This is a genomic window from Gimesia aquarii (assembly GCF_007748175.1).
GTDB lineage: Bacteria > Planctomycetota > Planctomycetia > Planctomycetales > Planctomycetaceae > Gimesia > Gimesia aquarii_A.
Genome location: NZ_CP037422.1, coordinates 4,129,891 through 4,142,782 on the forward strand (window position 1 = coordinate 4,129,891; position 12,892 = coordinate 4,142,782).

At 46.4% G+C, this 12,892-nt stretch carries 6 protein-coding genes; 2 read left to right on the forward strand and 4 right to left on the reverse strand.

Features of this window, described 5'->3' with window-relative positions; translation table 11 throughout:
* Window positions 1-59: 59 nt before the first annotated feature.
* From V202x_RS15720 to V202x_RS15735, 4 genes are all read right to left on the reverse strand, one after another.
* A complete protein-coding gene (locus V202x_RS15720; protein ID WP_145176805.1) occupies window positions 60-2,165 on the reverse strand; it encodes an AMP-binding protein in 2,106 nt (701 codons plus the stop codon).
* A 41-nt stretch (window positions 2,166-2,206) separates the two neighbouring features.
* Complete coding sequence (gene hutH, locus V202x_RS15725; RefSeq protein WP_145176808.1) at window positions 2,207-3,853, reverse strand: histidine ammonia-lyase; 1,647 nt, start codon at window positions 3,851-3,853, stop codon at window positions 2,207-2,209.
* 336 nt (window positions 3,854-4,189) lie between these two features.
* On the reverse strand, window positions 4,190-8,296 hold the full coding sequence (locus V202x_RS15730) for a PVC-type heme-binding CxxCH protein (protein ID WP_145176811.1): 4,107 nt from the start codon (window positions 8,294-8,296) through the stop codon (window positions 4,190-4,192).
* A 49-nt stretch (window positions 8,297-8,345) separates the two neighbouring features.
* Complete coding sequence (locus tag V202x_RS15735; protein WP_145176814.1) at window positions 8,346-9,407, reverse strand: LacI family DNA-binding transcriptional regulator; 1,062 nt, start codon at window positions 9,405-9,407, stop codon at window positions 8,346-8,348.
* A 519-nt stretch (window positions 9,408-9,926) separates the two neighbouring features.
* Between V202x_RS15735 and V202x_RS15740 the strand changes: the two genes are divergently transcribed.
* Both V202x_RS15740 and V202x_RS15745 read left to right on the forward strand, forming a co-directional pair.
* The gene (locus tag V202x_RS15740; protein WP_145176817.1) at window positions 9,927-11,213 is read left to right on the forward strand and encodes a putative sensor domain DACNV-containing protein; all 1,287 of its coding nucleotides are present in this window, start codon (window positions 9,927-9,929) and stop codon (window positions 11,211-11,213) included.
* A gap of 32 nt (window positions 11,214-11,245) precedes the next feature.
* Window positions 11,246-12,883 carry an FAD-dependent oxidoreductase gene (locus V202x_RS15745; RefSeq protein WP_145176820.1) on the forward strand — a complete coding sequence of 546 codons (1,638 nt, stop codon included), beginning with the start codon at window positions 11,246-11,248 and terminating at the stop codon, window positions 12,881-12,883.
* Window positions 12,884-12,892 lie beyond the last annotated feature (9 nt).

Genomic DNA, 12,892 nt, shown 5'->3' on the forward strand with positions numbered 1-12,892 from the left:
AAATAAAGCGATTCGGAGCAGAGGTTCTATCCATTCGCATTTGATCTTAGGATCGAAGTTCAATTTTTCAATTCGCGAATCAGCTGTTCTAAAGCCTCTTGCTCTGATAAACCTTCAATTTCAGCTTCCAAATCGGATGTTTCACTGGGATTTCCAGTAAACAAAATGTCACCACCACCTTCTTTTTGAGGTATTTTGACAGTCTGTTTACGACTCACACTACTTCCAGGAGTTTCGCGATCTGAATCGTTGTTGGAATGAATTTCTTCAAGAATTGACGACAAAAAAACGGCCAATTCTGCAATGCTGGGATAATCGAATACTAATGTCGCTGGTAAATCGACAGCGTGACCGAGCCTTTGTTTCAACCGTTCCTGCAAATCGACAATCAACAAAGAATCGAGGCCTGCTTCAATAAAACGTTCGTCAGCATTCGGTAGTTCGTCCAACTGCAGCATCTTTTGCACATCCAGTTGGAGCATGGAAGTAATTTCACGCAATCGGTTCGCCGGATGTGATTTTAGCATTTCCGTCACCCAGGCTGAGTGAATTTTCTGCTTTGCACCTTCCCGCTCTGCCTCTCCCGTTGATACTGAAACATCTATGTCAGTTTTGGCCTGTATCTCTTGCTGTGTTTCAGAAATCATCGATTCTGCTTGTTCGCGAAGAACCCGCTTGAGTATTTTACCCGAAGGATTCCGCGGCAATTCGTCGATCAGCAATAAATGCTTGGGCATCTTATAGCTCGCAAGATTTTGCTGACAGAACTCACGAAGCTGCTCAAGGACCTCAGTATACGTTACTTCGGAACCAGTTTGAAGATCCTTGGCTAGCACAATGAATGCAACAACCTTCTCACCCAAAATGGCATCTGCTAATCCAACCACTGCTACATCTGAAATTGCGGCATGTTCATGCAGGGTTCTTTCGACTTCTGCCGGAAAGACTTTGAGCCCTGCGATTGAAATCATATCTTTTACACGATCGACAATATAGAAGTAACCCTGCTCATCAATCCGTCCAATATCACCAGAATGAAACCAACCATCTCGGATTGCAATCGCTGTATCGTCCGGACGATTCCAATATCCCAGCATCACATTGGGACCACGGACCACAATTTCTCCTAATTCTCCGGGTGCACACGTCTCACCTGTCTCAGTATGAACCACTTTCATTTCAACCAGATCAACGGGAGATCCAATTGATCCAGGGACAAATTTTAAACGATGATTATAACTGGCAAAAGGTGCGGTTTCGGTTAAACCATAGCCTTCGTAGATCGGCATCTTGAATTTTTGTTGCCAGCGTTCAGCAACAATTTGTGGTAAGGTTGTTGCCGCCGAGAAACAATAGTTAATGCTTTTTAAATCTTCAAGGCTGCATGTTTCCTCGAGTAATTGAAACATGGTTGGCACACCAAACAGCTTATTCACCCCTTCATCCATGATTAAGGATTTGGATTCATTCAAATCAAAACGCTGCTGTAATACAATAGTTGCCGCTGCATGGAAACCAGAATTCAGTAACGCGTTCTGACCATAACAATGGAATAAAGGCACACTACACAGAATGCGATCATCCTGATTTAAACCACATAAATTGTTAAAGGCGTGCACGGTTGCCCGTACATTTTGATGTGACAAAGTCGCCCCTTTGGGAAAACCAGTGGTCCCAGATGTGTAGAGAATGACTGCTGGATCGTTTGGTTCGGTCGGATAAATGTCAATGGGGCCTGATTCGCTGACGTTGAGAAATTCATCGGAAATTTTATCACCAGACTCAGAAACCAAAATCAAATGCTGCATACAAGCTGGCATCTGTGATTGTAAATCGACTGATTTGGAATCGACGACGACCAGTGCCACTGCAGTACAATCTTCAACAATAAACCGAATTTCCTGAGATGTCAGCCGCGTACTCACAGAAACAGCAATCGCACCGACACGCAAAACCGCATAATACCAGACCACAAAAGCGGGTGTATTCGGTAGCGCAATTGCCACTCGATCCCCCGGCTGAACTGCTAAGTCTTGCAAATAGCAGGCTGCCTGACTGCTTAAGCGTTCAAGCTCAGCATAAGTAAAACGGTTCCCATTAAATACGAGTGCTTCACGCTCAGGAAAAATTTGTGCCGATACCGTTAAGTGTTCACAGATATTCATGACGTCTCTGCAATCATTTTTGTGGTAAAAATGCTTGGAATTTATACTTCAAAAGCCGCTTTGAACGAGTCAACAAGCGGCTTGATCACGGAAATGACTCCTTTACCAGGTTTCAGACCTTGCTTAAGCATTTGTAAGTCCGCTTCCAACCAGCGGTCATCATCATGTCCCAGGAAAGGCTGCTTTTGTCCCGTTTTTTCTCCACAGGCAGTATAGATGGCATCGTAAATTGGCACCAGAGGTTTTTGCAATAAGGCCCGACCATCAAAATGCCCCAATTCTTGCTTGGCACGTAAGTCGACCGCTTGAATCGCGAACAGACTGGCAACTGCCATATAATCCTGAAACAGATCAACACAACGCCAGGCCATATTCGCTGAAGTCCAGCTTAAACCGTTAATGTTTTGATTAAACTGCTCCGCATGAGTTGGAAAATGTTCTGTAATCGGATTGCCGAAATAGGTTAGCAGCGGCATAATCGAATTGCCTGTAATCTGCAGTCCTTTCAAACCCATGTTGTAAATTCGAGAATCATCGCCGCGCAAAGAAGGTGGCAATCCGTGATTAAATTCTGGTGATACCAACTGTGCAATTTGCACATCAAGATGTTTGGCAAGTAATCCCAAAAATCGTCGCAAATCATCCATCGCGATTGCAACATACTGCCCCAAAAAATTCCCATTTTGATAAAAACGCTGCTCGACACTATCAATGAGAGGATTGTCCGTCACCGAGTTCATTTCAGTGGCGATGACTTCGGAAACGCGCGCCATGCCATCTACAATCGGGCCAAAATATTGAGGCAAACAACGCAAAGAATATCGATCTTGTATAATTGAATTCGTAGAATTGCCGTTTTTGGACTCAGCTCCCAGGAATTCACGCATTACTTTCGCTGTCCAGAGTTGACCGGCATGCGGTTTATTCTGGTGCACAAACGCGGCAAAAGGCTCGTGTTGAACGTTTAAAGCTCGTAACATCATTGCCTGAATTGCTAAAGACATCGCCAGCAACGTCTGCGACTCATAGACACAATTGGCGGCTACCGCAGATGAAAAAGAGGTTCCATTAACAATCGCAAGCCCCTCTTTGGCTTGCAATTCAATCGGTTCCAGTTCAAGTTTTTTTAACGCCGCCAGGCCATCGATTTGCTGGCCATCGAGCAAAATCTGACAGCGCGATGAATGGCCTGTAATCGCGCGACCTATTGTCGCAAGCGGGACAAGGTCACCACTCGCTCCAATAGACCCTAATTCTCGAACCACAGGAATGGCATCTGCGCAAATGAACCGAATCAGTCGATCAATAATTTCACGCCGAACGCCTGATTTCCCTTGTAACAATACATTGGCGCGCAGCAACATCGCAGCACGAGTATGTCGACTGGAAACAGGCTCTCCCGTGGCAGTTGCTAAGAAAGAAAGCAAGTTACGTTGCGATGCATTGACCAACTCATTTGGAATCGCAACATCAGCCATTCCTCCAAAACAAGTTGTCACACCGTAGATGGGCTTGTTTTCAGCAACAGCAGTATCCACCACAGCTTTACTGGCGGCCAACTGTTTGAGTACCAGCGAGTCATTTGTGACCCGAGGCATTACTTGCCCTAACCCTACTTGGTAAACCGTATCAATTGACAGCATCCCGCCATCGAGCACTACTTCAGAAGAACTTGCAGGGTTGGTCATTTCGAGTGAATAAGGCCTTGTAAACAAATAATGCTGCTTAAATACGGAATTGCTTCGACATCTCGAGAAAAACGAAAAATGGAACGTAGGACATCTGAATCAATTCAAACTATCGTTTCCGTGCCAATTGAGTCAATAGGTCTCTTCAATCGAATGACTTTAACCGAAAAATTGAAACGCGGGTACAGGACATAAAACCAGCAGATCAAATCTTCAAATGTAAAAACTATGATAGAACATGGTCAGTGGTCAAGCATAGGGCAATCGAATGAATATTTGCATTTGCTTTGTGAGACCGGGAGGTTTCAAAGGCCAAACCCTTCCTGATGTGCCACGTTATTTCAGATACTCAAGTATCTCGCTATAAGTCGCGGTGCGGTCCAGCGGTTTCTCTACAGGTAAATCATGGATCAAAACGGCGTAAGAAAGATGAAGTGGTTCACCTTTTTTCACCCAGGTTTTTGTATAGGGTTCTTTCCGCTCCCTGGGCTGTTTCGGAAACGGGTTTGTGACAACGATGCCGTAATCGCGTGCATGCAACCAGGAAGGCCGGAAATTTTTGGGATTGGGAACGACCATCAAACCAACTTGCCTGTCTCCGATGGTTCCGGAATAGTCAAACCATTTTGCTTCTTTACCCCACATCGCAGCCGCATTTTTTTTGCCTAGATCATTCAAAATTGATCCGTTACCTCCTTGAACGCGGAGAGGTGATGCCACCCGAACCGCCAAACCGGATTCTTCCTGGTCTCCAAAATAGAAATCACGTTGATCAGACTGAAAGGTGGCATCGATTCGCAGCAGTATGCCAGCAGGTACTCGATCAAAGTGATATTTAGTAATTTCGCTACAAACCAACTCTGATTGATCTTCACTTTTGTAGAGATTTCGGACTATAAAATTCCCCGATTTTTTTGTGCCCGTTGGTGGTTTGATAAAACCGTCAAAAACAACATCCGCTTTTAAGCGCCAGTAATCATTCCCATTCACATCACCAAATCCAATCCAGATTCCAGGATGCATGATCGGATGAATTATGCCTTGCTCACCCGAATATCCTGGATCAATATCATCGGGTCTGCGAGGTGGAAAATTTCGTGTCACTTGAATTCCACGGTGAGTCTTCACATTTACCAATGCGCGGCGCGTCAGTTTTTTTGACTTTTTGAGATAGGTTGCAATACGTTGCTTACCAAAATTAATCTCGAGTTGATTAGGCTGATCAAGGAAAGAAAATCCCTTTCGGTCACCGGCAATTTTCTGCGTCATCAGCCATGAGACGAGATCGGCAATCTGCTGAGCTGTCATCAGCTTTTCAAATCCTGCAGGCATAGGAGAGACTTTCGTTCCTACACGTTCCTCAATCTCTGCTTTGAGTATGGTCGTGACCTCCCCCTTTGAATTCACCAGCTTCAACGAACGCCCCGACTCTTCGAGTACTGCGCCACTATAAACTTTACCATTAACAGTAGCGATTTGCTGTTGTGCGAACCCTTCTGTAATGACGGCGCTTGGTTTAATAATTGATTCAATTAGAACCTGAGGCGTTTTAGCACGTGAGCCGATATCTGACAGGTCGGGAGCAAGTACACTGCCACGGCCCTCCATTTGATGGCATTTCACACAGCCTGCACCACGCGGATGCAGGAATAACTCACGGCCTCGTTCGCTATCAGCAGAACCCATTAATGCGAGTACGTCATCTACTGTGACCGATTTTGCAACGGGAGTAGATGGAAGCAATTGGCGTTCGAAAAGCACAATATAGTTTCCTCGCCTTGAGTCAGACTCTGGATGATTTGTATTTCCCCCCAGCTGAATTTGCCCTTCAGAAAAACGTTTTCTGTAAAAACGAAATACAGCGTCCGTGGTCTTCACTTCAAGCCCAGTCTCTTCAAATCCGTCAATCTGTCCGATTTTCATCCATGCCAGTGGGCTGGTACATCGGATATCTACCCCCACCAATACTGAGACCTCTTCAGCGGAGGTCATCTTCAACCATCCCGTGCCACTGGATCGATCATCATGATTGACAGTTTGCAGAAATGGCATCCCCCGTAATTCAACGGGAACTTGAGTGACTCGATAATCACGATCCGTATAGTGCCGCTTTCCAATCATTAATCCCGTCCAGTCAATCGAATAGGCGCGATTGCTTTTTACTCTGATGTCAGAAATAAATGCACGGTGTTTATAAGGAGGAATATGTCTAATGCGATATTCCCCTGAGGAAATGCGACCAGCCTGTGTGTTCTCTTGTGCCACAGCAACTTTCAGCGTCATCGTTTGATCGATTTTGATCGGCCCCCTATAACGAGTTGAAGTATTGACCGGACTAGAGCCATCGAGTGTGTAAGTTAACACTCCTCCGGGTATTGATGTCTTCAACGAAACACTGATGGGCTCGTGATATTCACCCGGCGGAGGGCTCATTACGACAAGGGGTTTCGCACTTCCCGTTTTTACGAGCCAACTTTCCACTAAATCTGAAACACGTTTATCATGATCGGTTCGATAAGCTAACACCTCTTCGGCTGTGATGGCATCATCTTGAAACAGTCCCAGAAGTGCTCCCAACCGGACATTTGCATGCGGATTGTCTATCCATGCTTTTCGAGATTCTGGACTACTGAGTTCTCTCAATGCGTTCCAGAGGGAATAAAATATCACGCGATCCTCCTCGCGTTTTAATTGATCCAGCAATTGGGGGACCCATTGAGATTGATTTGCCTGCCAGATCGCTTGAACCACTTCGTGACGCAGTCTCGGCTGCGTTGCTGAGAGCTGTTCCTTAACAATATCCGGTAATTGCCTTTGCTTGCCAAATTGACGAACACGAAATGCAAGAATCCGCAAGGCTTGAATTCGCATGTTTTTCGGAGCATTCGCATTACCTGTCAAAGCAGCCAAAAACTGTTCAATGGATGGGTCGTCCGGGGAGAGTCTCCCCAGTGTCCACAATGCCCATGTTTGCTCTGCTCTGGTGAGTTTACCTTCATTCAGCCTGGCTAACAGATAAGATTGGGATTCTGCACCACGGCGGACGAACTCTGCTTGTGCGTCAGTTCTCCAGGCAGGAAGGTGCGTTCCAAGATCTTCAAACAGTTCATCATGTGACCATTCTGCCAACGGCTTCAGGCGATGTTTTTGCTTCCACTCAATCAGCGGGTTTGTCTTATATCGAATTCGATAAACACGGCCGACATCGACCTGCTTGCCTGCTTTGACGGTTGAGCCATAGGCATGCCCCCAACTCAAAATATAGAGCGCACCATCTGGCCCTACTTCGACATCCGTAGGATCGAAGACACGGCCTGAACTACTCGGTAAAGAACGACCTCCTTCAGCATGTGCAAATACAGTGGGAGATTTCCCTTTTGCTCTCATCAACGCCCCATCCCATTGAGGGCGGAACAGATAGACTTCGCGACGCATCCAGTCATTAACAAAAAAAACGTTTTGGTATTCAGCCGGAAAGTGCTTCGCATGATAGTGAATGACACCGCTTCCCGATCCTTCAAATAATGGGCTACTGGCGGGAACTGTGGGTAGGTGCCCTACACCAGTCCAATGATAACTCCACGGGTGCCCCCAACCGAAATGAGCACCATAAAAGGGAGCGAAGATTTTATCTCCGTGTGTCTGATCATTATCGGTACCAAGCCAGTCAAATCCATCGTCAAATGTAATATCCCACGGATTACGGAACCCACGTGATACAATCTCCAGATTGCGGCCATCCGGATCACACCGCAAAATACCTCCCTGTTGGCCCCAGTCGTCAGCAGGCGTATGATATTTTTTTTGGTATTCTCCTTTCTTGAACACCTCAATGGTTGTGTAGTCTGGAGCCCCCTCTGGTGAGGGTAGACCCCACAGCTCACGAAATGCTTTGGGAGCGAGTTGATCAAGCCGGTTATACCCTTTGGAATTCCCCTTGGACATATAGAGTTTTCCATCCGGGCCAAAGTTCAAACCATGTAGTGCATGTTCCAGATTACCCAGTCCTGTATAGACGCGGACATACTCGTCAGCTTCATCATCACCATCCAGGTCGCGTACGATTGTGAGATCAGGGGCGTTTGCAACCCATAAATCACGGCCTTTCCATGCAAGACCCTGAATGCAATTGAATCCTTCTGCGAAGCGCTTCGTGCGGTCTATGGTACCATCCTGATTATCATCGATCAGAATATCGATATGATCACCGGGAGATTCTGGTGATGGTGCGCGCCACTGCGGCCCCTGTCCCACAAAAATCCGACCAAGTCGGTCAAATGCCATCACACAAGGATTTCTGACAGCTGGCTCTTTGGCAACAACCTCAACCGCAAAACCTTCAGGAACGACTGGCAATAAATCGGTTTCTTCAGCAATTACCGCTGCACAACTAAATAACGAAGTGCAAGCAATCATGTAACGTGTCAGAGAGTGGTAAAACATAAAGCAGTTCCAGGAGTGTCGATGAGGTAAAGTAACAAGGTTTCATTCTCTATGTCAGATCAGTGACAGACATCCCTTCCACCAAACATGGTTGGACAGAAACATTCACAGCAGGTGTCTCTGGGTGAGACATGCGCCAGATAAGCTGTTCCACTGCCTGACGGCCGATCTGCTCTGCACAGATATCAATGGTAGTCACCTCAGGATAAAGGCCGGTTAACAGTGGTACTTCATTATTACAGGAAATCAGACTCAAATCTTTCCCAATCAATAAACCACGTCGCGTGCAGGCGCGATAGACCAGTGCCGCAATGGAATCGGCGGGAACAAACACTGCAGTCGGTTGACGTTTCAGCTTCAATAAACGACCTACCAGCCTGTCTACCAGTTCAACATCCTCAACTGATTTGAGAGGTAGACCCCAGTCGGCATCTTTACCGAAAATGTTTTCAAGTGTCGCACCTCCCTGAGTGGCATGCCATGTGAAACTCGCACAACGTTGACCAAGTGTCACATGATTTGGTTTAGGATCAAGAATGGCAATTCGTTGATGTCCTCGCGAAAGCAGATATTCAGCCGCCAGACGACCGATTTCGGAATCATTCGACTCGACCACATCTCCCCAATCTGCTTTTTGGGGACGTCCCAAAAACCAGACCGTAGGAATTTCGCGTAGACGCTGAATCAATTTTTGATCGGCGTTCGAGATCAACTCCGTCTGAAGCGCGCCTTTTGCCAGTATACCATGCACCTGTTTCCGAGAGAGAACATCCGGTAATCGATCTACCAAAGGAAGATCTGCTAAAAGTACATTCGCTCCCTCTTCAGTCAGAGCTGATTCTGTACCGTGAATCCCACTTGCCACTGATGGTAAAGAGGCCAACGAACGATCCATCCCAAGCAGAAGCATTGCTATGTTTCTTCTGAGTAAACGCTTGCCTTCAGGCAAGGATTTTCGCCGACGCAAGCGAGTATAATTGAGTTTTTTGATGACTTTCATGACACGTTCTGTCGTTTCAGCTGAAACATTTGGCTCACCAGCCAACACACGACTGACAGTGCCTATCGAAACTTCGGCTGCCTTAGCAACATCTTTCACAGTGACTTGCATAATTTCTCCTGAATGAAATTTCCGAATCAATATACCATTTATTTCATTGAAATAAATGGTGAAACAGGAAAATCGTCATAAAAATCAACAATTGTTAATGAAAGAATTTCATCAGTTGATTGAATAATTTGTTTTCACACTTCAAAAAATGGACCCGTTCAGGATTCAGACTTTCATGATTATCACACTTAATTCATTTGCATCACTCAATTCTGAAAACGTTTTCATACCTCCGACTGATTCATTTTACGCAAGTTTTTAAAAAGAGATTTGATGACCTCAGATTAAGAATGGTTGATTCTCATCTTGGGATTAACCATCTCAACTCGAACACCTCAAGTTGATCCAAGACTTGCCTGGTCAGGCCAAAGTGCTATTATGAAAGTGATGAGTACTCCATCTCACAGTCAGAAGTGACTATTTGCTAATTCGAACGGCATATCAATCATCTTCGAGGTGTGCTGACGACACAAGGACAGCTGAGCTACGTGGCTAAATATCTACCGAATGGAGTGAATCATGATGGAGCATGAACTGTCTGCGTATCCTGATGTGATGGCGAAAGCGCTTGTGGATCGCTGGCAAGAAGCAATGTATCCGCCTGAAGACTTACCATCACAAAAAAGTATTGCCGCTTTACTCGACACGATGTATCAGGCGAGTTTACTCCGTGAAGAAGGCAACGCAGTACGATGCCGCATTATCGTTGCACCGGCGAGCGACTTTGCTAACGAACTTTCTGTAGGCGACAGCCAATTACATGTGCTGCGATTTACGGAACCTTGCGAGTTCACACCTCATGAGTTGAGGAAACTTGCTGCAGCAGCCGGATACTATCGCGCACTGCTGGCCGTTGACGTCTCAGCTGAGGGCGCAATGTCGATCTGGGGAATGATTGTCACCGGAACAACCTGGATCAATCAAGTGGAAGACGACCGGATCCGTCATTCATTGTTACCAGATCGTCTTGTGATCCAATGCCTGGGTCCCGGTCATATCATCGTAGCAGCAGGGAATGCTCGAATCTTAGAGTCTCTGAGCGGCAAATTATTAACCGATGGTTTTGATCCATTTCGTTCAAATTGGTTACCTCAGAAATTCGGCTCCGTTCGTACATCGCTGTTGGCAGAATTGGACGAACTCATTCCTGATTCTGAAAAGAGCAACACACGGATGTGCGAATCGTTTGTGAAAGATATCGCGCAAAGTGTAGTCCGACGAATCTTGCGTCTTGTTCGTAACCGAGGCCATGGTGGAATGCTGGTCTATCTGCCAGAAGAGAAAAATGACAGCCCCTTGCTGGATCAGTGGTTTCGTTTTCGAGTACGATTTGAGCAGGATGACTCGATCAATCGATTTCGCCGTCTGATGTTAAGCCTGATGAAACGAGGACGAGAAGTCGGACAGGCGCGCGGGCTTGAGGTTGTCACCTGGTATGATTACCTTCAAATGCAGGATGCTGAATTGGCTGAACTTGATAAAGCATTAATCGAACTCGGACACTTCTTCACTGACTTGATGAATATCGACGGATCACTCGTGCTTGACCGTAGTTTTCGATTGATTGGTTTTGGCGGAGAGATACTCGGTGATTCACACACGGCAACAATTCACCGCGCACTAGACCTGGAAGGAGAACGGTCTGTTATTGAAAGAGCAGATTCGTCGGGCACCCGACATCGTTCTGCTTATCGACTGGTCTGTGGCTTACAAGATGCCATTGCCGTCGTCGTCTCTCAAGACGGCGAAGTTCGATTCGTCGCTCACCACAACAACAAACTAACTTACTGGCCTTATCTGCCTTAATAAATTGATCTAATAAGAGGATGTCATTAGTCATGACTTACCAAAATGCCGAAGAAATTGCGTTTCCCAAGTTGTCTGACGAAGTTATGCATCAGGTTGGCGAATTGGGAACACTGGAGACGTTCGAAAATGGAAAATCTTTAATCGAAATCGGTCAAAAGGAATATCCATTCTGTCTGATTGTCTCTGGGGAAGTTGCAATCATAGATACGACAACTGGTCAAACGCGAGAAGTGGTGACCCATGGTCCCGGTGGGTTCATCGGAGACGTAGATATTCTGACAGGTCGACCCGCCGTCATCTCAGCGATTGCGAAATGCAAAACACAGGCATATATCATCAATGCGACTAAGGTAAGGCGCTTGCTTAATGAAATTCCCGACTTGAGCGAACTATTACTCGAAGCCTTTCAAATGCGACGTCGTATGCTGGAAGCTTCAGAGTTTCTTGGCACCCGTGTCATTGGAACGGCACAGTCAAAGGAGACCGCCAAAATTCGAGAATTCTTTTACAAGAATCATGTACCTCATACGTTCTTTGATGTCGCGGAAGAGGAAGGCCATCAACAGTTGTGCCAATTGGATGCTACCATCGAAGATGTGCCAGTTGTGGCCTGCAGCGGACACGTCGCGAAAAAACCATCTATCATCAAGATCGCGGAATGTCTTGGTATTTCGCGGGAAGTCGAAACAACACCTTATGATTTTGTGATTGTCGGTGCTGGACCGGCTGGTTTAGCTGCAGCAGTGTATGCCGCTTCTGAAGGAATCAAAACACTCGTGATTGATAGTATTGGTCCGGGCGGTCAAGCGGGAGGCAGTTCCAAGATTGAAAATTTCATCGGTTTTCCTTCAGGTCTCAGTGGTGCGGAGCTGGCAAACCGCGGGTACTTGCAAGCTCTGAAATTTGGAGCACAATTCACATCACCGGTCTCAGTGAAAACAATACGGCAGGATGAAAACGGCGATCATCTGCTCGATCTCTGTACCGGACAAACAGCCAGAGCCAAGTGTGTTCTGGCAGCGACAGGTGTGACGTATCGACAACTTGATCTTGAAGGATGTCGTCGACTTGAAGGTGCCGGAGTTTATTATGCCGCAACATCAGTAGAAGCACGCGTGTGTCGCGACTCTACCGCAATCATTGTAGGTAGTGGCAATTCTGCAGGTCAGGCCGCCATGTTCCTTGCCGACCATGCCAGTCATGTCAAGATGCTGATTCGGGGCGATGAGTTAGGAAAAGGAATGTCTTCCTACCTGTGCAACCGCATTCTCAAACATAAAGGTATTGAAGTGATTCCCGATACGGAAATCAGTGGGATCAACGGAGACCAATATGTTGAGTCCGTTCTTGTAAGGAACAACAAAACGGAAGCCGAAGACCAACTTGATTGTACAGGAGTATTTATTTTTATTGGTGCGCGTCCTCATACCGACTGGCTCCCCGAATCTGTTCGTCGTGACGAAAAAGGTTTTGTGTTAACTGGTTCTGCAATTCATAATGACGAATTCTGGACGCAAGACAGAACCCCATGCGATCTTGAAACAACATGTCCGGGGATCCTCGCCGCTGGTGATGTGCGCTCTGGTACAACCAAGCGATGTGGCTTCGCAGTCGGCGACGGCTCTCTTGCCGTCACCTGTGTTCATCGATACCTGAACCAAATTTGATCTAATTCA